Below are 24,183 nucleotides of genomic sequence, written 5' to 3' on the forward strand. Positions count from 1 at the left end.
CTTTGAGGCTTAAATCAGCAAACATCTGTTTAAGCCTACGGTTTTCTTCTTCAAGCTCTTTTAATCGCTTAACATCAGAGACTTCCATACCACCGTACTTGGAACGCCATTTATAGAAAGTCGAGCTAGCAATCCCGTATTTACGGCACAGCTCTTTAGCAGGTATTCCAGCTTCTGCTTCTTTTAATATCGATACGATTTGGGTCTCAGTCATTCGTTTGCTCATATCAAAACTCCTTATGGGTATTTTATAAGAAATTCTACGTTTGAGCTGTGTTATTTTAGGGGATAGTTACAGTGGCTTAGTATATGAGTCAGTATTATTTAGAGTGAAACAAAAAAAGGTCTCTACTATTTGCAGAGACCTTTTTTTGTTTATAAAGATATTTTTAAAACACTATTTTAATGATATAGATAGCGCTTATTTAGGAGTAAGAACCTCGGCATCAGCGCTGACTGCTTCAAAGCTTGTTGATTTACCCTCGTATAGCAAATCAATAGAACCGCCACCGCCATGGGTCACCAGCTCAATACTGCCATCTTTTGACTCGTAAGTAGGGTTGTTGCCTTGACCAGTGGGCGCGGTTAATAACACGCGTTTGCCAGATGGCAGCATTAAATTTGCCTCTAGTGTATCAACCGCTGAGGTCTGGAACGTCACATGGATGCTCTGACCGTTTTTGTCTTGATACTCAACATCGGTCACTTGCGTTTCGGCTTGGATTTTCTTGTTTGAGTTGTTATTTGCAGCGATATCCGAGCTGTCCTCTTCAATCTCTGCAACCGTTGAGCCATCAACCGCTGCCTGATTATATGTGCTATCCATTAAATCAGCATTAGGGTCTGCTTCCATGTCACTATCTAGTGTGGTCAACTCGACGTCTTCTTGGGTGACTTCTGCGGCATTGTCATTTGCTGCAACATCATTGCCCTCAGGCGGTGTTATCTCAGTGACTTTAACATTGGACTGAGCTGCTTCAGACTCGTCTGTATTATCAGATTTTTGACAAGCCGTTATCGCAAATAAGCTGCCGCTTAAAAATGTAACGAATATCAATTTAGAAAGACGTGTGTCGGAACAATTCATGATTAACATAGAGTACTCATTTATCATTAATAGGCGATAGGGGTGATATAAATTATACGTTTACAGTAATAATAAGCCTGCGGCCACTGGCGTGGTCACGGTGTTCACACAGATAGATGCCTTGCCACATGCCCAGTCCAAGACGCCCTTCAACCAGCGGTATATTAAGACTTACACCAAACATCATGCTTTTAAAATGAGCTGGCAGATCATCTGAGCCCTCTAGCGTGTGCCTATAATGTGGCTGATCGGCAGGGGCGATGGTGTTGAGCCAATCTTCAGTATCCAAACGCACGTCAGGGTCTGCATTCTCGTTAATAGTCAAACTGGCAGAAGTATGCTGCAAAAATAAATGTACCATACCAGTTTGCGCTGAACTTGGTAGTAGCTCTTTTAAGGCGCGCTTGATATCTTTAGTAATGATATGTACGCCGCGTGGGTGGGCAGGCAAAGTAATCGTGGTTTGATAATAGGCCATCGTAACCTCTTAGTGAATAATGGGGGAGGGCTAGTATTCAGTTGATTGATTGTAAATAGCACATATACATAACTATCAAGTATCTGAGTGTATTGAATCACAAGCCAAAGTCATTATAAACCCAAGAGTTATAAGCTAAAAAAGCCACTGTCCAGTAAATACTGTGCTTGCGACTGTTTGCTCTTTAACGTGCTAAGCAAAGTTTGCATCGACTCAGGTGTGGTGGAGCCAGTATCATATTGCTGCTTGGCAACCCGTTCAAGCCGCGTTAAGCAATCATTAATCAGCTGCTGAATACGGGTAATCTTTTGTTCAATTAAAGCGTGCTGATTGGCCGTTAATGTCGGTGCTACCTGAGCACTCTTATCACTTTGATTTGAATTGGTGACACTTGCTAATTGCCCTTTAACCGCCTGACGTAACAAATTGGGGATAGCTTGGGCAATAATCTGATCAAAGGCAGGCGTTCCAGCATAACTGCCGTCATGGCTGACTAGGGCATCGCTAAAAGTAATGGTACGTTCTGCAGAGTGGGTTAAATGACCCAATTGGGTTAAGAGGTCATCGCCTAAAATATCTGAATGCTGCGCTAACGATAGCTGATTCGATGCTTGTTCATCACAGTCTTTAAGATAATCGATGCCACGTACGAGAAGCTTCTCATGATTGGGCATATCTTCGGCTTGTATCGCCTCTATTTCAGGCGCTTTGATACTGGCATGCTTATTCCCACCTTCATCTTGATCAAATTCGCCATATACCGACTGCAGATAACTGCGGTTTGCTAAGATATTGCTCGCCACCTGCGCCTGCCCGTCTTCTTGGGAGCGGCCCATAAAATCCAGAATAGAGACCAATTGTGCATAGGTGACATCGGCACTGGTCGAGTCATGCTCGGTATCAATAATCGTATTTTGCGCATAATCAGGATCTAAAGTCAGATAATCTTCTAATATCTCTGCAAGGCGGGTGCCGGCAAGTTTATCGACCGTAAAACGCTGTTCGGGCGATAGTTTTACTGAGTTTAGGGTCACATACTGCGCATGGATTTTGCCAAGTAATTGACGAAAGCTGATTGGCAAAGCAGGGTGATTACGATATTTTTGAATGGTCTCGGCAATCTGTAGCTGCTCTGCGGATGCTTTTGGATTGTTGCCTTGAGTATTCGAGCGATTTGTTAGGGCTTTTTGGTTTTTATTATTGTTGGTCAATAGGTTCTGCTTAGATTTGTTTCTCACAACAAATACGCTAGGCACAATAACAACAAGGCTAATAATCAACAGTAATAAAGGATAGGACATGGTAAGGCGACTACTTATATATAAAGGGGTGAATGAATTAAGTGTAGACAAGCTGTGGTAGGGTTTAAATAGAGCTTGTGTAACGGATATTGACACTCAATGTACGGCACTCATTATGCGGCATACAAAAAAAGCCAGACTCATGGGCTTTGAGATTGCCCCACCGAAATGAAGGCGTATTCAAAGTTTTTGAGTCTGGCTATTGACTGTATCTTTAAGGCAATAGCGAAAAATAATGTCGCTATTTTAATCCTTTAATAATGAGTGATTAGCTTACGCGAGTTTGATAATCACCAGTACGCGTATCAACACGAACCACTTCATTTTGCTGAACGAACAAAGGCACACGAACCACTGCACCTGTTTCTAATTTAGCTGGCTTACCGCCGCCGCCTGAAGTATCACCGCGAACACCTGGATCGGTTTCAACGATTTCAAGCTCAACAAAGTTAGGCGGAGTGACTGATAAAGGCACACCATTAAACAAAGTGATGGTACATAAATCGTTACCGTTCTCTTTTAGCCATTGCTTCGCATCAGCCATTGCAGTAGCATCAGCTTGTAATTGCTCAAAGGTCTCAGGATCCATAAAGTGCCAGAACTCACCATCGCTATATAGATAGTTCATTTCCGTATCAATAACGTCAGCGGCTTCTAAGCTCTCACCTGATTTGAAGGTTTGCTCTAATACTTTACCAGTACGCAAATTACGTAGTTTGACACGGTTAAAAGCCTGACCTTTACCTGGTTTTACAAATTCGTTATCAATGATGGCACATGGGTGACCGTCATACATAACCTTAAGACCGGCTTTAAATTCGTTGGTTGAAAAACTTGCCACAATATTGCTCCTGATACTTTTCAAATTAATGACAAAAAATCAAATATAATGAGCCCCATGATAAACCATTTACCTCAACAAAAAAATAGGCAAATATCGATTGTGTCTACAGATGAAAATGTAAGCCAGCCCAGTCATAGTAAAAACCAAGAGATTATCACTATCCCCACAGCAAATCCTGTAGAAAAAGCGACATGGCAGACCAAGCTTGCAGACGTAGTGACTGATATTGATGAGCTGTTAACGTTATTGAATCTAAGCCATATAAAAGACTCATTATATGTGCCCGATAACTTTGGACTGCGCGTGCCCAAAGGCTTTGTGTCAAAAATGAAAACAGGCGATGCCAACGACCCATTGCTGCGCCAAGTACTGCCCGATAAGCGTGAACAGGCCAAGATTACGGGCTTTGTCACCGATCCCTTAGATGAAAATCATCAAAACCCCATTCAAGGCCTATTGCACAAATATAAGTCACGGGTATTGATGACCGTCACCGGTGCCTGCGCTATTCATTGCCGTTACTGCTTTAGGCAGCACTTTGATTACAATGCCAATCTGCCCAAGTCTGAGCAATTGTCGGTTATTCAAGACTACATCGCTGAGCACCCTGAGATTAATGAAGTCATCTTAAGTGGGGGTGATCCGCTCAGTGTCTCGAATCGGCGTTTGTCTTTATGGCTAGATGCGCTAGAAGCTCTACCGCAAATCCAGACCATTCGGCTGCATACGCGGCTGCCCATCGTGATACCTGAGCGCTTGGATGATGAATTATTACAGCGCTTACAGCTCAGCCGTTGCCGCATTGTGATGGTGGTGCATACCAATCATGCCAATGAAATCGATGAGCACACCGCAAAGTATCTTCTTGAAGCCAGAAAGCAGGGCATTACCTTGCTCAATCAGGCCGTTCTATTGGCTGGTGTGAATGACACTATTGGCGCTCAAGTGGCGCTGAGTGAGCGTTTATTTGACGTGGGTATCTTACCGTATTATTTACATCTTTTAGATAAAGTGGAGGGGGCAGCGCACTTTGATAGTGAGCTCAAAGAAGCGGTAGCGCTTTATTGGCAAATGTTGGCTGAATTGCCGGGATATTTAGTGCCTAAACTGGTGCAAGAGCTGCCAAACAAACCGTTTAAAACCCCTGTTAATTTATATCAATATCCTGAGTTATTTCAGGAAAATTCGCATTAAGCGAGGAAACTATGTCCGTATTTGATAGTCGTTCGATGGCCTTAAGTTCTATTCCTAGTCTTAAAACACTGGGTAATTTACTAGGTTTCACTTGTCTTGCTTTAACGATGGCTAGCTGCTCGCGCACGCCACCAGATTATCGTGCTCAGGTGATGGCGCCAGTGTACGAGCTTGGTGACAGCAAACATGGCGAGGCTCTGTACGAAGAGAATTGTTCACAGTGCCACACGCTACGCCCCGGCAGTAACAAGAAGGGTCCGCAATTATTAGGCGTATATGGCGCGCCCTCTGGCACCCTTAAAGATTATAATTATAGCGATGCGATGGATGGAGTGAGTTGGGTATGGGACGCACAGACCTTAGATAACTATATTGCTGACCCAGAAGCCGTCCTACCTGAAACACGTATGCTCTCTGACCCGATGCCAAATGAGCAAGACAGAAAGGACATTATTGCTTATTTATCGACGTTAGGCAGAGACGCACCGCCACAGCCTGAGGAGCAATAAAGACTCAAAGTTTAGTAACGTATAGAGTAATCGAGACTTAGAGGCTAAGAGGGTAATAGTGGTTTTGTTAGCTGCCATTAACTTTTAATGTTTTACAGCCATTTATTTTATCAGTAACGGATACGGGTTAACCGCGCCAGAGTTCATATAAACACCGTAATGTACGTGTGGCGGTGTGCCCTTTGCATTACCGCTGTCACCGACATAGCCAATGACATCGCCGGTTTCCACCCAGTCGCCCTCGCTAATATCTGCAAATTCCTCTAAGTGGGCATAATAATGCCCGACACCGCCGGGTCCAACGATAGACACCACATTACCGCCTAGCGAGTCAGTACCCACGCGGCGCACAATGCCTGCAGTGGTACTATGAATCGGCGTACTGCGTTCAGCGAAGATATCAATACCCTCATGACGCCGTCCGCTGCTACGGGCAGCACCCCAAGTATCGGTAAGATGCGCATTGGTAATAGGATTCGGCAAGCTGTTCGGTTGTGGCGCCTCCTGCTGCATCAGCTGTGTGTATTTGAAGGGTAGGGTTATCGTTTGTTTCATACGAGACATCGCTGCTTCATGACGAATGTCTGTACCAAAGATAATCAAGCCATAGACAACCACCACCAATAATACAGTCCTAAAAATAAAAGATATGAGCCGCAGCAAAAAATCAGGCGGCTTAGCATTTGGTTGATTTGAATAAGGGTTTGGCATAGGCATGGTATTTCGGTAGCGAATAAAAAATGGATTATGAAGCATCCAGTATAAACAGCGATATCCTCTGTTGTGTGTAATAACCGTGTAATTGTTCTTTGAACCAGAATCTAGAAAAGCTTAAAGCTGCTATATTGTTAAACTCGTTTTTAGTACATTCTATAAGGTTCACTCTTCTACTTACTTTAGAGTTATAGCCACAGCCCTATAAAAGCGTTATTGCGTTAACCTCGCTAAGACTACTACAGTAGTACTTGCACTCAGTTGACTTATACCTCATTTATATGACGGCAACTATATTTGACCCTAAACAAATACGATGGATAATAAAAAACCGTGCCAAAAGTTTTGGCACGGTTTTTAGTATGAATAGCACGATACAATAATAATGATTTAAGCGGTTACATAACCCATTAATCTTCTAGACTATTATCTTGGTTACGTTTGCGCAGTTGCTCGTTATGATGATTGCGTGCCATGCGCTCCTCTAACGTCATCTCTGCATCACGTACGCGGTGATCTAACGCTTCGTCATCCGGATGAGCTTCATCGAAATCTGCTTGATCCACACGCTCATTTAAAGTGAGTTGCTCACTTGCGGTATCGACATCACCATCTTGTTCATAGCCATGTGCGGCGTTCTCACTGCCGGTTTCTTCTTCAACAGGTTGACTCGATTTCGGGTTCGGATTATTTTCAATCTCATCAATCACGTAAGGCGTTAAATTCTCAGCCGCATTCTCTAGCGTATGCGGATTATGACGGGGTAGCGCCTCATTAAGATGTTCATCAAATACGTCCGTTAACAGAGCATCAAAACGTACTGAGTTATATTCAATTAACTGCTCTGATTCAGACTCAGTAATAGTACCTTCTTTCAGCGCTGTTAACACGTGGTCTTCGAAGGTTAAGCCCACAAATTCGCCTTTGTGTTCTGCTTTCTTAAACTTCTGCCATAGTGGCTCAATTTTTAGCAGCATCTGATAGGCGTTTTCAACACGGCCTGTGGTGTTGTCTGGATCTGTGGTGTAATAAACGAACTTCTTAAGCTGCTCACGGAATGGGTTATTTTCACCATCTTCCATGATTAAATCACCAAGTTTACGTTTTAATTCATCGCTTGGCTTGTCAGCGAACTTACCACCTGGGAAACAAACCAGTTTCACCAGACCAGCCGCCATACGATTTGGGAAGTTGTCATAGAAGTCAAAGAAGGCTTCTTGAATCACAAATAATGATTTTTCTAATGCCAAGCGGGCATGTAACTGCTCAGACTCTGACTGAGTACCGTTAGCATAATATTGCAAGATACCACTCATGATGAATAAGTGAGAGTGAATATCAGCAAGACGGCCAGACAGCAACTCTTTACGTTTTAGATCACCGGCAAGAAGACCCAAGGCCATATCAGCGGTCAACGCAAAGTTGGCACTTAAACGGTTGATTTTCTTGTAATACGGACGGGTAAAGTTATCTGCAAAGTCAGGGGCTTTGCCGCTACCGCCGAAGTAACCGGCAACAAATGATTTAGCACCACGGTTAAAGGTGTAGCCCAAGTGCTTAAAGAACATATCATCAAATTCTTTTTGCGCTTTGGCTTTGTCATCGCTTTGCAGTAGTTGAAGCTCATCAAATAAGTAAGGATGGCAGCGCATCGCACCTTGTCCAAAAATCATCAACGAGCGGGTCAAGATGTTGGCACCCTCAACAGTAATAGATACAGGGATGGCTTGATAAGGCAATGCTAAGAAATTGCGTGGACCATGCTGAATGGCACGACCACCAACGATATCCATACCATGGTTGACTACTTCACGCATGGTCTCGGTAGCATAGTATTTGGCCATAGCTGTCATGACAGACGGGGTACCGCCTTGGTTTAGACCACAAGTGACTAGATGACGGAACGACTCAAGCATATAGGTTTTGCTAGCGATATCACTGCTAGCATCCTGAACACCTTCAAATTTACCGACAGAAATCTTGAACTGCTCACGAATTTTGGAAAATGCACCCACATTTAAGTAGCTCATTTCACCCGCTGCGGTTGATAAGGCAGGCAGTGAGATACCACGGCCGACACCTAGACATTCCATCAGCATGCGCCAACCTTTTCCGGCATTTTCAATACCACCGATAATAAAGTCTAACGGGATAAACACATCTTTACCCACAACCGTACCGTTCATGAATGGTGAACCTGGGTTATGACGAGGGCCGGTCTCAACGCCCTCATAATTTGCAGGAACCAAGGCACAGGTAATGCCATAATCGGTTTTATTTTTATCACCAAGTAGACCATCTGGGTCATGCAGCTTAAATGCCAAACCAACCACGGTAGCGACTGGCGCTAGTGTAATCCAGCGTTTTGAGAAGTTCATATTCAGGCCAAGCACACGCTCGCCTTCATAGTCGCCATAACAGACAACCCCCGTATCTGGAATTGCCCCCGCATCAGAGCCGGCTTCTGGACCGGTTAAGCCAAAGCATGGAATCTCAGTACCATTGGCAAGACCCGGCAACCAGCGCTGCTTTTGTTCCTCGGTACCATAATGCATCAATAGCTCGCCTGGGCCTAATGAGTTAGGTACCATACAGGTGACTGCAGCTGTCAAACTGCGTGAACCAATTTTACTCATGATCCGGCTTTGTGCGTATGAGCTAAAGTCGCGACCACCGTAGCTTTCAGGGATAATTAATCCTAAGAAGCCATTGTCTTTAATATACTGCCAAGCCTCAGGTGACAAGTCTTTGTCGTGATGATGAATTTGCCATTCATCAAGCATAGCGCATAAGGTTTCTACTTCATTATCAATAAAAGATTGTTCTTTTTCTGATAGGGTTGGATAAGGGTAGCTTGCAAACGTATCCCAGTTTGGCGCACCCATAAACAGCTCTTTTTCCCACCAGCTAGTACCCGCGTCTAATGCTTCACGCTCGGTATCACTCATGCTAGGCATGGCACCGGCAAGCATTTTATAAACAGGCTTGCTGACAAGCGCTTGGCGTAGCGGCGCAATCAATACTACTAAACATGCCAGAATAATGGGCACACCCAGCAGTAGCGACCAAGGGGCAATCACAGCAGCGATAACTGCTACAATAATAAGCAGAACAGAGCCAACGGTACGGCTCATTCCGTATAAGAACACCACCAACAGCGCAAGTAGCTGCAATAGGATGGCCAGTAAAAATAAACCAACTAAAGACAATGTGGTCATAATAAGTAACCTAAAAAAGATAAGGGTTAAAGGTTTTAATAAAATTTTGCGTTATATTTATGCTTATTGAAAAAAACTTCTAATAAAACTCAAAGATAAGACTAAAGATAGCAATTTGGTACAATTACATTACAGGGTATGTAGATGCAATGCGATAATCAAGACTAAAATCTTTACAATTAGTTAGTTTTGTATATAAATTCTTTAATAAGATGATGAATGCTAAGGTTTTTCTTATATTTGAGTCAGATACTTATATTGTTAACTACGGACAATTGTCTACTGTTATCTTGCTTGCACTTATCTTAAATCAAAATAATTGAGATGAACGGCAATCACTAATATTGATGACGGTAACTCTATTTTTATCCGGCCTAATTTATCCGATCTAAAAAGGAGAGATGCCAGTTTCTGCAAAAGACAGGGTTTGATTACGGCCAACGATAATGTGATCGGCCAGTGTCATATCAATATACTGACACGCCTCTTTTAGGGTTTTGGTCAAATGAATATCCGCTGTCGAGGGCGTCGCATCCTGATTGGGATGGTTGTGTGCCACGATAAGCTGACTACTGCCTTGCTCTAATGCGTATCGCAGCACTTGCTTGATGCAGACAGAGCAAGAAGATAGACCGCCTGTAAATAACACCTTATAATCGAGCAGATTGAGTCCATTATCCAAACATAGCACTGCAAACACCTCATTACTTTCACGGCGTAGCTGCGTGGTAATATAGTCTTTCACCACCTGAGAGCGATTAAGCGTGTGGCCGGATTTCAACTCACTATTTAAGTAGCGTTTGCCCATCTCAAGGCTGGCAAACAGCTGAGCATATTTAGCAGGTCCGATACCATGACAGTCCAGCACGTCTTGTTGCGGTGCTGCCAATAATCCAGCGATACTGCCAAAGCGTTCGATTAATTGGCGTGCTAACTCAATAGCTGACTGGTCTTTAGTACCTGTTCGCAAAAATATGGCCAATATCTCGGCATCACTTAGGTGCTCTGCACCGAGTCTCAGTAACTTTTCTCGTGGACGGTCATCTTCGTGCCAATCTTTGATAGCCATAAATGCAAATACTTGTATGATGAAGGGCAAAGTAGTCTAAAACAGTGTGCTTTGAATGATTGGTTCTAAACATAAGCACAATGGGCCTTTAGTATAGTCGCTATCTATATAATTTTTGCATAAAATACTAAATTAAAAGTTTAATAGTATTAACCTATAGCTAAGTTATTCATTTAATAAAGAAAGTTAGTAGAAGTAAGTTGATAGAAGTATAGAGCTACAGTATCCTAAGTCACCCCCTTTAAGTTATCCACCTATAAGGCTTTTGCCATGAGTATAGCACCATCTGAATTATCTATCCGTCCTTTAGCGCACTCTGATTATGAACAGTGGCTAGCGTTATGGCAGGGATATCTAACCTTTTATGAAACGACCCTTAGCCAAGAGGTGACGCAAGCGACTTGGAAGAAGCTGCTGTCTGATACAGCGCCTGTTCATGGCTTCGGTGCTTATCAAGCAAAGACGTTGGTCGGCTTCGCTCATGTGGTGCTACATCCCAATACATGGAATACGACTGATTGTTGCTACCTAGAAGATTTGTACGTTGATAGTATCGTACGTGGGCAAGGGGCAGGCCGTGCCTTAATTGAGGCGGTTTATGAGTTTGCGGCGGATAAAAACTGCAATCGAGTATATTGGACAACCCAAGTGGGTAATAAAACAGCACGTAAGCTATATGACTCTATCGCTCAACAAACCGATATGGTGCAATACCGTCATAATTTATAAATAATAGTCCTTTATATAAAAGCTTTAGCCAGTCAGATTCAGCAGATGTTTATCATGCAACTAATACAATAAACCCTATCTAAATGTTTATTAAACTTGATACCATAAGCGCATTTTATTCATATTCTAAATATTCGACATCCTTAAGGTAACACCCACTTATGAGCATGATATTCACACCTGTCCATGCGCCGGCAAAAGACATCAAAAACATTCTTCTTGCGATTACAGGCGGTATTGCGGCCTATAAATCAGCTTTACTGGCACGATTGTTGGTTAAAGAGGGATTTGAGGTGCGGGTTATTATGACCGCCGGCGCGCAGCAATTTATTACACCGTTGACACTGCAAGCATTGACCGGCAATGAGGTACATACTGAGCTGTTAGATACCAATGCAGAGTTGGGCATGGGTCATATTGAACTGGCTAAGTGGGCAGATTTAATGATGATTGCGCCTGCTTCTGCCAATACCTTAGCGCGCTTGGCGATGGGTATGGCTGATGATTTATTAGCCACGGTCTGTTTGGCAACAGCGGCGCCAGTAATGATTGCACCGGCAATGAATCAGCAAATGTGGGCACATCCTGCGGTTCAGCTTAATATCCAAACCTTGGGCGACTTGGGCTATGAAGTTATTACGCCGGATAGTGGTGTTCAGGCTTGCGGCGATGTAGGCGCAGGGCGTTTGCCTGAGCCAGAAACGTTATTACAACATATGTTATATGCACGAGCAAAACAGAGTATCCCGCAGTCTTTAACAGGGAAAAAGGTCACAATCACCGCAGGCCCGACGGTTGAGGCCATTGACCCAGTTCGTTTTTTATCTAATCACTCCACTGGCAAGATGGGTTTTGCTTTGGCGCGTGCTTGCCGTGATGCTGGCGCAGAAGTGACCTTAATTGCAGGGGGTAAAGTGGGCCTAGAAACTCCGTTTGGCGTGCAGCGTGTGGATGTGCTCTCGGCTAATGATATGTTGGCGGCGGCGGAAAGCCTAGCGCAGGCAGGTACAGATGTGTTTATTGCTACTGCCGCTGTGGCTGATTATCGTACTCGAGATGCGGCGCCGCAAAAGATTAAAAAGACGCAAGATAAGATGACACTCGAACTGGTCAAAAACCCTGATATTTTAGCGACCATTTCGCATAATTATCCCAACTTATTTGTGGTGGGTTTTGCCGCTGAGACGCAAGATATTGAGACCTATGCTAAGGGTAAGCTCAAAACCAAGAATTTGGACATGATTGCCTGTAATGATGTTTCAAGACAAGATATTGGTTTTGCTAGTGATGAGAATGCAATGACAGTGTTTTTTGCAGAAAAGTATCAGAAACCGGCGGTTGATTTAGAAAAGATGAGTAAAAATAACATAGCAGAACATTTGGTAAACTTAATAAGTACCGTAATCGGTTAAGTTTACATTTAAAATACAGCTTGGCTAATTGATAAGTCAAACAGTATATTAAGCAAGATATAAGTCAATAAATCAGCGCGCTGCGTTTAGTGCTATTTATCTATTAATAGAAACAACTAAGACCACTTAGTGTATTTATGAGTCATGAGGCGTACTGGATTTAACTTATATATTTAAGCCTAATCAATAACAATATAAATAAAGGATGAGATATGACTGACGCATCGAACGATTTAAAAGAGATGAGCCCAACCCTAAAAACTATGTTAAACCACCGCTCTGTGCGTAATTTTACCGATGAGCCGATTAGCCCGAAAATGCTAGAGGCCATTTTAGAAGCAGGGCGTGCGTCATCAACATCTAACTATATGGGTTCGGTGAGCATTGTGCGTATTACCGATCCTGAGCAGCGCAAGAAATTCCACCAAATCTCAAATGGTTTGAGCGAAGAAGAGTACAATCAAGCCGTTGCAGATGGTAAAGAGCTTAAGCACCCGTATATCATTGAATGTGCAGAATATTTTGTATTCTGCATGGACAATCATCGCCATCATAAAATAGACCCAGACTCGCAATTAGACTGGATGGAAGTGGTGTTTATCGGTACAGTAGACGCTGGCATCATGGCGCAAAACATCATGGCTGCTGCTGAATCTCTCGGCTTAGGCGGTGTTTATATCGGTAGTATGCGTAACGATATTCGCCGTGCTGGTGAAGTGATTAATGCGCCTAAACATGTGCTTCCTTTATTTGGTATGTGCTTAGGTCACCCAAGTGATACGCCTGAAACCACGTTGCAAAAACCAAGATGGTCGCTGTCTACATTGGTATCAGAAAATACCTATCAGCCAGTGACTGAAGAGCAAATCGAAGCGTTCAATAATAAAGTTATTGAGTACTATAATAAGCGCGGCGAGCCAAACCACAAAGACTGGAAAGAACAGGTTACTAAAACCTTTGGTGGACCAGTGCGCCCAGAAGTCATGGCTTATGTTAACGAACAAGGTTATGCAAAACGCTAAGTAGCTGTTATTTAATAGCTTATACTCAGTACTAGCCTACAAGCATAAGCTCTAACATGTAAAAGCGTACTCAAAGATGTATTAAAACAAAGATTGTCTTATTGCACTCACTAAAGGTATATTAAAACGCAGGTTTTAATATACCTTTTTACATTAGGGCCTGTATAGAATTCATTTACGGAACTGACAGTGAGGGCAGTAGGACATGAGTTATGGTTGATACTGAGCACGTCATTTTAAGTCTTATATTTGCGATTGCTTCACTATTACACGGTATTAGTGGTCTTGGCGTAACCTTGGTTACTACTACGGCACTGGCGAGCATGTACCCGCTACAGCACGCTATTATTCTTATCATCCTACCATCCTTTGCGCTGAATCTGATGACTTGGCTGATTGGCGGTGAGCGCAGTATCTGGGGTAATTTTACCTACTATCTTAAGCACTATTGGCTACTTGCACTGATGAGTCTTCTGGGCAGCTTATTTGGTGTTAAGCTGCTTATGTGGGTTGATAGCAGCTATATCTTATTGTTACTTGCTGCAGTGATTGCTTTTTATGTCATCAGTAATGCGTTAGGCAAAAAAATCATTCTACCGGCCACCACGCCAGTACTCATTATTATCGGTCTTACTGCTGGTATTATTGGTGGTTCAACCAACGCTATGTCGACTATTTTGCTGATGTATCTGCTGTCTGCTACCGATGATAAGAACACCATCGCCAAAGTCGGCAACATGTGTTATTTACTGGGCAAGGTGGCACAAATCATCGTCCTGCGTGAGCCTATTATGGCGCTACCTGCCAGTGAGTGGCTGCTGATTATCATGCTGACAGCAGTCTCTATAGCCTGCTTACTGTTCGGTATTCGGCTACGTCATCATTTATCTCAAGCCCGCTTTCGCCAACTAGTATTGGTCATTCTAACTGTGCTTGGTTTACGAGTGGGCTGGCAAGGTATGATAGGCTTGATGTCATGATGGGTGTTATGAGTATCAAGTGTGGTGCTGTTAAAGCAGTAGGCAGCTGAGAGATAATGACCAATTAATATGTATTAAGTATTCACAGTAGATGAGCGGTCGTAAATGATGTCAATAAATTTCTAGAGGCTAAAACGAATAAGATGAATCAGCAGATAAACAGCAAGTCACAGATACGAGTAATCAAGGACGAACAGCAGTTGCAGCGTCATATTGAAGCGTTGATTGACATTGAGCCACGTTTTGATGCGGTGTATCAACAGGTGGGAGTGCCTGATTTACGCCGTAATCAAGGGGGATTTGAGCAGTTGATGCGGGCAATGGTCGGACAGCAGTTATCTGTGGCAGCGGCTCGCAGTATCTGGAATAAGCTAGAGACGGCAGATCTGACGACGCCTAAAGCCATTTTGCAGGCGAATGATAAGCAATTACGGGCTCAGGGGTTATCACGACAGAAAATTCGTTATATTCAATCTTTGGTCGAGCATGATATTGATTTTAAAGCACTTGAGCAGATGTCAGATACTGAGGTGATTGAAACTCTGACGGCGGTGACGGGTATTGGCAAATGGACGGCAGAGATGTATATGCTGTTTAGTTTAGGCCGCGCCGATGTATTGGCAGTAGATGATTTAGCGATTAAAGTTGGTGCGATGGATTTGCTACAGCTGGATAGCAGACCGACCCCAAAACAACTTAAACAGTTAACCCAGAGCTGGTCACCGTATCGCAGCGCCGCAAGTTTACTACTTTGGGAACATTATGGCTGGCTTAAAGCTAGGGATGCAGTGCCGGTATAAAATATTATCTGCTATAGGGACTTATTATCTAGGCAATCGCTGTCTCATATTCAGGAACCTGCGGTGCCTGATACACATAAATACCGATAAAGAAGGCACAGATGCTAATAAACACAAGATAAAGTGCCGGTGCGAAACTAACGGTTTCTGTAATAAATAATAAAGAGATTGGTAAAATAACGCCAGTAAATACAGTCGTTGAGTGAAAGATGACGCTAATAGCAGTCAGGCGAATATGGGTTGGAAATAACTGCAAGAATATCATAGGGCAAAGGCTGATAAAGCCACTACAAAACCCCATTAGTGCATAAATAGGTACTAAGTACGTACCATCTCCATTTGATAAATAGTAATAAAACATCAAAGTTTGAAAGCACATCAACGCTGCGCCGAGCATCAGTGCGCGGCCCACATCTAATTTGTCAGCAAGCTTGCCGAAGAAAATCATACCCAGCGCCATACAGCTCATACCAACAACGGTCAAAAAACGAAGTGACGAATCATCTACATTAACTTGGCTGTTAATAAGCTTGGGCAGTAACAATAAAAACATAATGATTGAACTGGCATAGATAAGCGCCAAAAAGCACGTTAGTAAGATGGCGTTAAAACGATTAAGACTGTCAGTGACTGGTGATAAGGTCATCTTTTTAGGAGAGATGATGGCGGTAGTTTGTGTCAAAAAGGCATCCGTCTCACTAAGGTGACGTACTAGTAGATAGCCAAGTAACCCCATAACACCGCTGCATATAAATGGAATACGCCATGCATAGGCAGTGAGTTGTTCGGCAGTAAAGAGAAAGGTTAAACAGGCGATAAACAGAGCGCAAACAACGGCACCAAGCACAAAGCTGGCACAGACCATACTGATATAAGCGGCAATCTCTTTATAACTATAGCTTTCAGCCAAATATACCCAGCTTAGGCTTAGTTGATTGGCAACTGCAGCACCTTGGAAAAGACGAACTAGGATAATAAGCACAGAGGCTGTTACCCCAATGTTTGCGTAAGTTGGCAGGCAAGCCGCTACTAATGAGGTCAAGAATAATAAAATAAGACCGACATGTAAGGCAGGTTTACGTCCTTTGTTATCTCCATAACGACCAATGAGCAGCGCACCAATAGGCCGTGCAATAAAGCCAATGGCAAATAAGCTGACTAATTTAAGTTGTTCAGAAGATAGGTCGCCTGATTTAGCAAAAAAGGTCAAATTAAGGGTATCTGATAGGAAGATAAAGATCGTAAAATCGAAGCTTGCGAGGAAGGTGATAAAGCAAATCGTCAGTAGAGCGTAAGGCAGTTTTTGGTTACCTGTGTTTTTATTTAATAATCGTCTAGTACTGGATAATGCCCCAATATTTTGAAAAGCTGTGCATTTGTTCGTGCTTGGATTTGGCATAATTTAATAAATATCATTAAGAGAAGTATTTACATAATACTCGCAATTACATTTGATTACAAAGTATTATGCAAGTATTTTAGATTAAGTGGTAGTAGGCGATTGCGCTGTTTTATTAGAAAATATAACAAATGATTATATTTAATTAAACTTAACTTATTGTAAGACTGGTTTAATAAACCAGTCGTTCTACTTGTTGTTATAAAATGGAAAAGGCACAATAAGCATTTAAAAACCTGCTTATTGTGCCATTTGTCGGTTAGCGGCTACTGTCTATCCTTGTTTTTGCAGCTCAAGCAATCTTTGATACAAGGCATTTTTCTTAATGCCGGTAATATCGGATGCCAAAGCGGCGGCTTTTTTGACGGATAAGTCCTCAAGCAAACGCAGTAGTAATTTGTCATGAATACTGTCATCGTCGGCGACATTATTCACATTACCGCCAACGACCACGACAATTTCACCTTTTTGCTGGTTATTGTCAGCTTCGACAAAGGCGGCTAATTCGCCTAAAGTTGATTTTTTCACCGTTTCAAAGGTTTTGGTCAATTCACGGCATAAGGTGGCAGGGCGGTTGTCGCCGAAGACAGCGGCCATATCTTTTAGGCTTACCACGATGCGATGCGGCGCTTCATAAAAGATAAGCGTCTCGGTACGATCCGCATAGTGCTCCAGCTGTTTGACGCGGCCATGAGTCTTAGCCGGCAAAAAGCCTACAAAGCTGAATTTATCAGAGGGTAGACCGGCAACACTGAGCGCTGCAATGGCAGCACTGGCGCCAACGATAGGCACAACCGCTACGCCGGCCGCATGGGCCGCTTGTACTAATTGATAGCCAGGATCGCTAATAAGCGGCGTGCCGGCATCACTGATAAGGGCAATAGAATGGCCACGCTGAATCATTTCGATAATTTTAGGTGTTTGGATTTCGCTATTGTGCTCATGATAGGCCCACGTCTGGGTATCAATACCAAAGTTGGATAAAAGCTTGCCTGAGGTGCGCGTGTCTTCGCAGGCAATGATATCGACCTGTTTAAGCGTTTCAATGGCGCGAGCAGTGATGTCGCCCATATTCCCAATTGGGGTGGCGACGATAAAAAGGTAGGCTTTGGCCACAGAGCTTGCGGCTTGGGTGGTATGCGAGGTGTTATCTTGCGCTGTCATAAAAGACCTTAATCACGAACAAAAAGAGAAAATAGGTTAGGTGTTACCAGTTTACCATGATGTGCTAATATATCACTGCTTTGCTTTTGTGCCGCCTATCGATAAATAATTGAGAGTGGTCTGCTATTCACCTACACTTAAGTTGCTTTTATGCCTGCAAATCCCTCATTATTAAAATCGCCCAAACAGCGGAACGGAGGGCATTATGAGCAGCTTGCGGCTGAATTTTTGCAATCCAATGGGCTGCAAATTATTAGTCAAAATTGGCAGCAGCCGAAAGTGGGGGAAATAGATTTGGTATTATTGCATCCTGGCGCCGCATGGGATACGTTAGTGTTCGCTGAAGTTCGCAAGCGTCAGGTATCTGGTTTTGGCGATGCCTTTATGAGCGTAACAGCGAGCAAGCAGCGAAAATTGATTAAAACCGCGCGCTATTTTTTGCAGCAGTATCCGCAGTATGCCAATTTAGAATGCCGTTTTGATGTGGTGGGATTTAATTCACCCGCAAAACTTGCCTCAAGCGATATGGCAGAGCAAGCGTGTTTTCCAGAATGGATACAAAGCGCTTTTATCAGCCGTGCTTGGTAATTTATTTTATTTAGATTAGAGCATTGGCATTTAAGCTGATGGTTTAATAGGAGGTTAATGAGGTGCTATGCAATAAGGCACTAGATAAGCGCGTTGAATCAACGCTACACTTTTGTTACTAAAGCGGGCATTTAGCGAAAGTTTTTATGGTTACACTAAAAGATTTATTTGCAGAAACATACTGTAAGTTAATAGCAGTGAATAGGGTAAGTGCTTATCAATAAAATGACTTTTATTAGATAGGTCAATTTATTGTGCCGCATTTGCTACTGATTATGAGCCGGTGTTTATACTTATTATCTATCTTTTATAAGCGGTATAAAGCAGTCAGGCTATCAATAAGGACATTAGAACATGGTGAAATCTCGGTTAGCGGATAATAAGCGGTTTAGTCGCAGTGTAGTTTATGGCTTACTCAGTGCGTGCGTATTAAGCATAGCAGCATTGACAGGCTGTGCGACCTTACAGAGTAGTGCGCCGGCAGGCTCTTATGGTGTGCCCGTGACGGACCGTACCATTGCTCAGCGCATCTTAGATCAAAGTATCGTAAATACAGCCAAAACCAATATTAATGCGATGGATCCCACTTTATATAAGCGTAGCCGTATTGGCGTTGATAGCTTTTATAGTCAGGTGCTGCTGACCGGTGAGGTGCCTGATGAGGACACCAAAAAGAAAGTGGTACAGATTGTCTCTGCTATGCCGGATGTGAAAGAAGTCCATGATAAGCTGACAGTGGGTCCGCAAAAGGGCACCAGTTATACTGTGCATGATGGCTATATCTCGTCAAAGATTAATGCCAAGATTATTGCCAATAACGCCATTAGTAGCTCGCAAATTAAAGTAGTGAGCGATGATGGTATCGTCTATGTGATGGGCAAGCTAACCCCAACGCAGCGTGGCCATTTAATGAATATCGTTGAGAGCACGGTCGGTATCAAGGAATTGGTGCTATTGACCGAACTGATTGATAACAATGGCGTGCCAATTGATGAGTCCAGTGTTATTCAAGAGACGCAGCTTGAGCCGCCCGATAGATTCTATACTACTGCGCCTGAACCGGTGGCCTATCCTGCCACGCAGCAAGCTGCTAATACAGCTGTACCGCAAAACAATAACGCCCAGACACAAGGCAGCGTAAATAACACTCAGCCTACCACCAACCAGCAACCGATTACTCAAGGCCCGAGTAGGCCAAGATCGGGCGAGCCTTATGCCAGCCCTTATATCGAAATGTATAAAAACCAAGTGCCTGGTTGGTAGTCGGTTAGCAAATAAGGACTACGTTAAATGACTAAGCTAAAAGCCACTTAACTAAAAGTAGTTGGGTTATCAGTGGCGAAGCCAAAGGCAGCTTAGTCAAATATGTTTAAGGCAAATAGCTTAAACACTTGTTATAATCAAAAAATATGTGGCCACTATTAGGCTGGGCCTCTTTATTTATTAGATTTATTCGTTAAACTTTCACCCCATTTTAATTATAGGTAGTTTACATGAGCATGAACGCTGATGATTTAATCGCATTTTTACAACCGCATTACCCAGACGCTTTTATTCAAGCGGCCAATCAGGGCAATAAATTTGATGTGCGTGTAGTAGATGCAAGCTTTGAGGGCAAACGTGCCGTGCAGCGCCAGCAAGCCGTTTATGCTTTGGTGAATGATATTATCGCTCGCGGCGACATTCATGCCCTTAACATTCAAGCACTAACCCCTGCTGAGTGGGAAGCCAAACAAGCCGGTCAATAAGACCACTTAAACGGCTTTTTTTGTTGGATTTTAGCTCAGCCTTAGAAGGTCATTAGGTCTAACGCCTTCTTTATCCTCGTTATATAATTTTATCGTCATTCCAGTTTAGGACAGTATTCAATGGATCAGTTTTTAATTACCGGCCGTAGCCGCATTGCAGGCGAAGTTACTATTTCAGGCGCAAAAAACGCGGCGCTTCCTCTATTAGCGGCCATGATTTTGGCAGAAACGCCCACAACATTGACAAATGTCCCTTCCTTGCAAGACGTGCGTACCCTGATTAAGCTGATTGCTGGCATGGGTATTACTATTGAGAAAAAAGGCGATACCGTTACTTGTGATACCAGTACCATTGAGAACTACTTTGCGCCATATGATTTGGTAAAAACCATGCGCGCCTCTATTTTAGTGCTTGGCCCATTATTAGCACGCTTTGGTGAAGCAGAAGTGTCCTTACCAGGCGGCTGCGCGATTGGATCACGCCCTGTGGATCAGCATCTAAAGGCATTTAGAGCAATGGGTGCAGAAATCAATGTAGAAAATGGCTATGTGATTGCCAAAGCACCAGAAGGCGGTCGCTTAATCGGCTGCGAATACAGCTTTGATATGGTGACCGTTGGCGGGACAGAAAATGTCATTATCGCAGCGACGCTAGCCAAAGGCACGACGGTATTAGAAAACTGCGCGCGTGAGCCAGAAGTTGTTGACTTAGCGAATATGTTGGTCGCGATGGGTGCCAAAATCAACGGTATTGGTACCTCAACCATGACTATCGAAGGCGTTGACAGCTTGAAAGGCTGTGAATACGCTGTGGTACCGGATCGTATCGAGACAGGCTCATACCTTGCTGGTGCACTAATGACCGAAGGCGACGTGACCACACGCAATACGGACTCTCAATTACTGCTTCCTGTATTACAGAAATTTGAGGAGATGGGCGCAATCATCACCACGGGCGATGACTGGATTCGTGCGCAAATGACGGGTCGTCCTAAGCCTGTTGATATCCGTACGCAGCCGCATCCTGGTTTCCCAACCGATATGCAAGCACAGCTGATGGCTGTTTGCTGTCTAGCCGATGGTACCAGCACAATTAGCGAAAATATTTTTGAAAATCGCTATATGCATGTGCCTGAATTGCAACGTTTGGGCGCTAATATTAAAGTTGATGGGCACACAGCCGTGGTCCGAGGTGTTGAATCCTTTAATTCAGCACCTGTGATGGCGACTGATTTGCGCGCCTCTATGTCACTTGTGATGGCAGCCGCCGCAGCCGAAGGCGAAAGTGTGATTGATCGTATTTATCACATTGATCGCGGCTATGAAAATGTAGAAGAGAAGCTGCGCGGTCTTGGCGTTAATATTGAACGCATTAACCCAGTGACAGATGGTCAAGACAGTGATGACTAATTGCTGAGCCAATCGCACTTATATTTAAATCACTCTCAATATTAAGACACGGCACACTATGACTGAACAAAATGAACTACTTAATCAAGCAGACAGCAATTATAAAGGGCTAACCCTGGCGCTATCAAAAGGCCGTATTCTAAAAGAAACCTTACCGCTACTAAAAGATGCCGGTATTGAGCTATTAGAAGATCCAGATAAATCGCGTAAACTGATTTTCCCAACATCGCATGAAGATGTACGCGTGCTTATCTTGCGTGCTAGTGACGTGCCAACTTATGTAGAGCACGGCGCGGCGGACTTCGGTGTGGCCGGTAAAGATGTTTTATTAGAGTATGGTGCGAAACACGTGTATGAGCTGCTGGATTTGAAAATTGCTCAGTGTAAGCTGATGACCGCTGGTATCAAAGGCGCAGAGCTGCCAAACCGTCGTCTACGTATTGCAACCAAATACGTCAACGTGGCTCGTGCTTATTTTGCCAGTCAAGGTCAGCAAGTGGACTTGATTAAACTATATGGCTCAATGGAGTTAGCGCCTTTGGTTGGTCTTGGCGACTTGATTGTGGATGTGGTGGATACCGGTAATACACTGCGTGCTAATGGTCTTGAGCCACGCGAGCATATTTGTGATGTGTCATCACGCCTGATTGTGAACCAAGTCAGTTATAAGCGTAAATTTAGCCTGCTTGAGCCTATTTTAGAGAGCTTCAAAAAAAGCGTTGGTTAAGATGCGGATATAGCTTGCTAAATTAACATCACAAAAAACTGCTCAAATGAGCAGTTTTTTTTGTTTTTGGCAGATTAAGTGGCAATAAAGGTCACAGAATACTGACGTTAGAATTGTTCAAAGTATCGCTGACACTATTAATAATCCAGTCCTGTAGCGATATACAAACGGTTGCTATCTTCATCTGTCATCGCATTGTCTATATACTTCTGCTCAAGAACGCCATCGGTTGACCAAGTCGCAAAATCATCATCGTTAATCAGTCCTAAGCGGCCATCACCCATTAGCCACATGCCTTCCAATTTGTCATGTGGATAGTGGAACTGTTTAACCGCATCTAACACCAACGCTTTACTCACTGGTTTGATACCGTGAGTCGTTAACGTGTTCCAGCTACCTTTGCTATCTGTCACCACTTGCTCAAGCGTTTTACCATTAATGGTTAGCCCAAGCTTGTCATCTTGGTCCATATCTGCGGTTGGCGCTATCGCTTCGATATTGGTGGCATTGTCTAGCGATATTTTATAGATATGCTTTTGTGCGCCCGGCTTTTTACACTCAAATCCGCCATCACGTTCAATCACCAAAAAGTGACTGTTATCTAGCGCCACAATACCAGAGTTTGAGTTTTGCGTTTTTTCTTGTTGATATAAGTATTGTGCAATCTCACCGGTTACAAGATTGACGGTAACGATACGGGTTATATTCTGTTTACGCACGGCCTTGGTTGGATTATCCAGTGTCGATTGCATGATACCAACCAGCGTTGTCTCATCTGGGGTAATTGCTAACCCCTCCATACCACGATTGGGGCGACGATTGGCAAACTCAGCAGGTAGGGTAATGGCTTTACCATTAATCACTAGGTTGTTTCGATTATCGCTAGTAAAGGCATTAATACGATTGATTTCACGACCGGTTTTATCAAAATGAACCATATGCGGACCATATTCGTCACTTACCCAAAAGCTGCCGTCTTTTAATGCGACCAAGCCTTCACCATCTAGACCGAAGTTATCCGTTTTAATCGGGTTGGTGGTTTTGTCATAAGGTTTGTTAGGGTTAACCAAAATTGGCTTACCGTATTTGTCATAGGCGGTCTCACCGGTGCCACCTAAATTCGCTGAATTGGGCAGTCCTGAGATGTTATAGCCTTGAGTGTCTTTCAGCAGAATCTCTTTTACCTTAGCAATGCTACCATCATTTTGTAACTCAAACAGGCCAATGCGCGGCGTGTAGTCAGGGGTTGGGAACTTCTTACCGTTACCGATAGATCCGTTAAATTTGGCATTCGGCCCACGATCGGTGAGAGCATAGAATTGTCTTGTGTTTGTTGGATGAGCGGCGGCATCAGAGCCATAACCGCCGTTACGAATTAGCATTTTTTGGCCAGATTTTAAGCCATTGTCCACGCTGTCATCTAATACGGTAAAGGGTAGGCTAGTCCCTTGCTTGAAGTTGGCGATAATTGTATTAAGCTGATTGTTTGCAGCCGTGTTGGAATGATTGTTGTTATTATCATAATCGATACTTTGGCAACCGGTTACGCTAAATAAGGTAAAGCTCATTAAGCAGGTCGATAATCGTTTTTTAGAGAATTTTGGTGCTAAAGTCATGTCATCATTCCAAAGTGGATTCTAGTAAGTAGTATTAATAATTAGCAGGCATGAAATTTGAAGACGTAAAATAGACCTTATCATGCTGCAGATAACAGGATAGACAAGGTGCATTATTTTAATCACTAAACCATACTAGAAGTGTGTTTCAGTATCATGAAGGTAGGAGATTAA

General features: G+C 43.4%; 23 protein-coding genes. 12 read left to right on the forward strand and 11 right to left on the reverse strand.

All coding sequences use genetic code 11. The features are described from left to right. The 5 genes from AC2SLM_RS09380 to efp all read right to left on the reverse strand — a co-directional run. The coding region (locus AC2SLM_RS09380; protein WP_486551868.1) for a transposase at positions 1 to 226 on the reverse strand (226 nt) is incomplete at its 3' end. 195 nt (positions 227 to 421) lie between these two features. After that, a complete protein-coding gene (locus tag AC2SLM_RS09385) occupies positions 422 to 1,096 on the reverse strand; it encodes a hypothetical protein (RefSeq protein ID WP_486553452.1) in 675 nt (224 codons plus the stop codon). A gap of 43 nt (positions 1,097 to 1,139) precedes the next feature. Next, on the reverse strand, positions 1,140 to 1,565 hold the full coding sequence (locus tag AC2SLM_RS09390) for a secondary thiamine-phosphate synthase enzyme YjbQ (RefSeq protein ID WP_486553454.1): 426 nt from the start codon (positions 1,563 to 1,565) through the stop codon (positions 1,140 to 1,142). A gap of 128 nt (positions 1,566 to 1,693) precedes the next feature. Beyond that, positions 1,694 to 2,776: a hypothetical protein gene (locus AC2SLM_RS09395; RefSeq protein WP_486553455.1), complete on the reverse strand. Its 1,083-nt coding sequence runs from the start codon at positions 2,774 to 2,776 to the stop codon at positions 1,694 to 1,696. 358 nt (positions 2,777 to 3,134) lie between these two features. After that, complete coding sequence (gene efp, locus AC2SLM_RS09400; RefSeq protein ID WP_486542319.1) at positions 3,135 to 3,707, reverse strand: elongation factor P; 573 nt, start codon at positions 3,705 to 3,707, stop codon at positions 3,135 to 3,137. 102 nt (positions 3,708 to 3,809) lie between these two features. Here efp and epmB point away from each other — a divergent pair, with 102 nt between their 5' ends. Both epmB and AC2SLM_RS09410 read left to right on the forward strand, forming a co-directional pair. Continuing rightward, the gene (epmB, locus tag AC2SLM_RS09405; RefSeq protein WP_486553457.1) at positions 3,810 to 4,904 is read left to right on the forward strand and encodes an EF-P beta-lysylation protein EpmB; all 1,095 of its coding nucleotides are present in this window, start codon (positions 3,810 to 3,812) and stop codon (positions 4,902 to 4,904) included. 11 nt (positions 4,905 to 4,915) lie between these two features. Further along, positions 4,916 to 5,413: a c-type cytochrome gene (locus AC2SLM_RS09410; protein ID WP_486553459.1), complete on the forward strand. Its 498-nt coding sequence runs from the start codon at positions 4,916 to 4,918 to the stop codon at positions 5,411 to 5,413. Positions 5,414 to 5,515: 102 nt separating this feature from the next. On the opposite strand, the gene AC2SLM_RS09415 is transcribed toward AC2SLM_RS09410, so the two are convergent. From AC2SLM_RS09415 to radC, 3 genes are all read right to left on the reverse strand, one after another. Further along, positions 5,516 to 6,130, reverse strand: coding sequence for a M23 family metallopeptidase (locus tag AC2SLM_RS09415; protein WP_486553460.1), 615 nt, complete (start codon positions 6,128 to 6,130; stop codon positions 5,516 to 5,518). Positions 6,131 to 6,537: 407 nt separating this feature from the next. After that, positions 6,538 to 9,345, reverse strand: coding sequence for an acyl-CoA dehydrogenase (locus tag AC2SLM_RS09420; protein ID WP_486553462.1), 2,808 nt, complete (start codon positions 9,343 to 9,345; stop codon positions 6,538 to 6,540). 388 nt (positions 9,346 to 9,733) lie between these two features. Next, positions 9,734 to 10,414: a RadC family protein gene (radC, locus tag AC2SLM_RS09425; RefSeq protein WP_486553463.1), complete on the reverse strand. Its 681-nt coding sequence runs from the start codon at positions 10,412 to 10,414 to the stop codon at positions 9,734 to 9,736. 270 nt (positions 10,415 to 10,684) lie between these two features. On the opposite strand from radC, the gene AC2SLM_RS09430 reads away from it, so the two are divergent. The 5 genes from AC2SLM_RS09430 to AC2SLM_RS09450 all read left to right on the forward strand — a co-directional run bounded on the left by AC2SLM_RS09430 (position 10,685) and on the right by AC2SLM_RS09450 (position 15,357). Further along, positions 10,685 to 11,143 (forward strand): GNAT family N-acetyltransferase, encoded by a 459-nt coding sequence (locus AC2SLM_RS09430; protein ID WP_486553465.1) that lies wholly within the window; start codon positions 10,685 to 10,687, stop codon positions 11,141 to 11,143. A gap of 161 nt (positions 11,144 to 11,304) precedes the next feature. Beyond that, positions 11,305 to 12,555, forward strand: coding sequence for a bifunctional phosphopantothenoylcysteine decarboxylase/phosphopantothenate--cysteine ligase CoaBC (gene coaBC, locus AC2SLM_RS09435; protein WP_486553467.1), 1,251 nt, complete (start codon positions 11,305 to 11,307; stop codon positions 12,553 to 12,555). A gap of 212 nt (positions 12,556 to 12,767) precedes the next feature. Next, complete coding sequence (gene nfsA / locus AC2SLM_RS09440) at positions 12,768 to 13,577, forward strand: oxygen-insensitive NADPH nitroreductase (RefSeq protein ID WP_486553469.1); 810 nt, start codon at positions 12,768 to 12,770, stop codon at positions 13,575 to 13,577. A gap of 212 nt (positions 13,578 to 13,789) precedes the next feature. After that, positions 13,790 to 14,557, forward strand: a complete 768-nt coding sequence (locus AC2SLM_RS09445; protein WP_486553470.1) for a sulfite exporter TauE/SafE family protein — start codon at positions 13,790 to 13,792, stop codon at positions 14,555 to 14,557. Between the two features lie 143 nt (positions 14,558 to 14,700). Further along, complete coding sequence (locus AC2SLM_RS09450) at positions 14,701 to 15,357, forward strand: DNA-3-methyladenine glycosylase family protein (protein ID WP_486553472.1); 657 nt, start codon at positions 14,701 to 14,703, stop codon at positions 15,355 to 15,357. A 28-nt stretch (positions 15,358 to 15,385) separates the two neighbouring features. On the opposite strand, the gene AC2SLM_RS09455 is transcribed toward AC2SLM_RS09450, so the two are convergent. Both AC2SLM_RS09455 and rsmI read right to left on the reverse strand, forming a co-directional pair. Then, positions 15,386 to 16,756: an MFS transporter gene (locus AC2SLM_RS09455; protein ID WP_486553473.1), complete on the reverse strand. Its 1,371-nt coding sequence runs from the start codon at positions 16,754 to 16,756 to the stop codon at positions 15,386 to 15,388. A gap of 273 nt (positions 16,757 to 17,029) precedes the next feature. Next, positions 17,030 to 17,920 carry a 16S rRNA (cytidine(1402)-2'-O)-methyltransferase gene (gene rsmI / locus AC2SLM_RS09460; RefSeq protein WP_486553474.1) on the reverse strand — a complete coding sequence of 297 codons (891 nt, stop codon included), beginning with the start codon at positions 17,918 to 17,920 and terminating at the stop codon, positions 17,030 to 17,032. Between the two features lie 150 nt (positions 17,921 to 18,070). Between rsmI and AC2SLM_RS09465 the strand changes: the two genes are divergently transcribed. The 5 genes from AC2SLM_RS09465 to hisG all read left to right on the forward strand — a co-directional run bounded on the left by AC2SLM_RS09465 (position 18,071) and on the right by hisG (position 22,393). Next, positions 18,071 to 18,508 carry a YraN family protein gene (locus tag AC2SLM_RS09465; protein WP_486553475.1) on the forward strand — a complete coding sequence of 146 codons (438 nt, stop codon included), beginning with the start codon at positions 18,071 to 18,073 and terminating at the stop codon, positions 18,506 to 18,508. A 354-nt stretch (positions 18,509 to 18,862) separates the two neighbouring features. Continuing rightward, complete coding sequence (locus AC2SLM_RS09470) at positions 18,863 to 19,771, forward strand: BON domain-containing protein (RefSeq protein ID WP_486553477.1); 909 nt, start codon at positions 18,863 to 18,865, stop codon at positions 19,769 to 19,771. A 230-nt stretch (positions 19,772 to 20,001) separates the two neighbouring features. Continuing rightward, positions 20,002 to 20,256 (forward strand): BolA family protein, encoded by a 255-nt coding sequence (locus AC2SLM_RS09475; RefSeq protein ID WP_486542351.1) that lies wholly within the window; start codon positions 20,002 to 20,004, stop codon positions 20,254 to 20,256. 120 nt (positions 20,257 to 20,376) lie between these two features. Beyond that, complete coding sequence (murA, locus tag AC2SLM_RS09480; protein WP_486553479.1) at positions 20,377 to 21,666, forward strand: UDP-N-acetylglucosamine 1-carboxyvinyltransferase; 1,290 nt, start codon at positions 20,377 to 20,379, stop codon at positions 21,664 to 21,666. 58 nt (positions 21,667 to 21,724) lie between these two features. Further along, positions 21,725 to 22,393: an ATP phosphoribosyltransferase gene (gene hisG / locus AC2SLM_RS09485; RefSeq protein ID WP_486542355.1), complete on the forward strand. Its 669-nt coding sequence runs from the start codon at positions 21,725 to 21,727 to the stop codon at positions 22,391 to 22,393. A gap of 137 nt (positions 22,394 to 22,530) precedes the next feature. On the opposite strand, the gene AC2SLM_RS09490 is transcribed toward hisG, so the two are convergent. Continuing rightward, complete coding sequence (locus AC2SLM_RS09490) at positions 22,531 to 24,009, reverse strand: esterase-like activity of phytase family protein (protein WP_486553480.1); 1,479 nt, start codon at positions 24,007 to 24,009, stop codon at positions 22,531 to 22,533. Between the last annotated feature and the right edge of the window lie 174 nt (positions 24,010 to 24,183).

The sequence above is a fragment of the Psychrobacter sp. CX16 genome (assembly GCF_057396245.1).

What these genes read in the sequence shown, in the direction of transcription:
- AC2SLM_RS09475 (WP_486542351.1), top strand. Translation starts at nt 20,002, where the DNA reads ATGAGCATGAACGCTGATGATTTAATCGCATTTTTACAACCGCATTAC.
- AC2SLM_RS09445 (WP_486553470.1), top strand. Translation starts at nt 13,790, where the DNA reads ATGGTTGATACTGAGCACGTCATTTTAAGTCTTATATTTGCGATTGCT.
- AC2SLM_RS09470 (WP_486553477.1), top strand. Translation starts at nt 18,863, where the DNA reads ATGGTGAAATCTCGGTTAGCGGATAATAAGCGGTTTAGTCGCAGTGTA.
- AC2SLM_RS09430 (WP_486553465.1), top strand. Translation starts at nt 10,685, where the DNA reads ATGAGTATAGCACCATCTGAATTATCTATCCGTCCTTTAGCGCACTCT.
- murA (WP_486553479.1), top strand. Translation starts at nt 20,377, where the DNA reads ATGGATCAGTTTTTAATTACCGGCCGTAGCCGCATTGCAGGCGAAGTT.
- nfsA (WP_486553469.1), top strand. Translation starts at nt 12,768, where the DNA reads ATGACTGACGCATCGAACGATTTAAAAGAGATGAGCCCAACCCTAAAA.
- AC2SLM_RS09390 (WP_486553454.1), bottom strand. Translation starts at nt 1,565, where the DNA reads ATGGCCTATTATCAAACCACGATTACTTTGCCTGCCCACCCACGCGGC.
- coaBC (WP_486553467.1), top strand. Translation starts at nt 11,305, where the DNA reads ATGAGCATGATATTCACACCTGTCCATGCGCCGGCAAAAGACATCAAA.
- AC2SLM_RS09490 (WP_486553480.1), bottom strand. Translation starts at nt 24,009, where the DNA reads ATGACTTTAGCACCAAAATTCTCTAAAAAACGATTATCGACCTGCTTA.
- AC2SLM_RS09410 (WP_486553459.1), top strand. Translation starts at nt 4,916, where the DNA reads ATGTCCGTATTTGATAGTCGTTCGATGGCCTTAAGTTCTATTCCTAGT.
- AC2SLM_RS09450 (WP_486553472.1), top strand. Translation starts at nt 14,701, where the DNA reads ATGAATCAGCAGATAAACAGCAAGTCACAGATACGAGTAATCAAGGAC.
- AC2SLM_RS09465 (WP_486553475.1), top strand. Translation starts at nt 18,071, where the DNA reads ATGCCTGCAAATCCCTCATTATTAAAATCGCCCAAACAGCGGAACGGA.
- AC2SLM_RS09415 (WP_486553460.1), bottom strand. Translation starts at nt 6,130, where the DNA reads ATGCCTATGCCAAACCCTTATTCAAATCAACCAAATGCTAAGCCGCCT.
- radC (WP_486553463.1), bottom strand. Translation starts at nt 10,414, where the DNA reads ATGGCTATCAAAGATTGGCACGAAGATGACCGTCCACGAGAAAAGTTA.
- AC2SLM_RS09455 (WP_486553473.1), bottom strand. Translation starts at nt 16,756, where the DNA reads ATGCCAAATCCAAGCACGAACAAATGCACAGCTTTTCAAAATATTGGG.
- hisG (WP_486542355.1), top strand. Translation starts at nt 21,725, where the DNA reads ATGACTGAACAAAATGAACTACTTAATCAAGCAGACAGCAATTATAAA.
- AC2SLM_RS09385 (WP_486553452.1), bottom strand. Translation starts at nt 1,096, where the DNA reads ATGTTAATCATGAATTGTTCCGACACACGTCTTTCTAAATTGATATTC.
- rsmI (WP_486553474.1), bottom strand. Translation starts at nt 17,920, where the DNA reads ATGACAGCGCAAGATAACACCTCGCATACCACCCAAGCCGCAAGCTCT.
- AC2SLM_RS09420 (WP_486553462.1), bottom strand. Translation starts at nt 9,345, where the DNA reads ATGACCACATTGTCTTTAGTTGGTTTATTTTTACTGGCCATCCTATTG.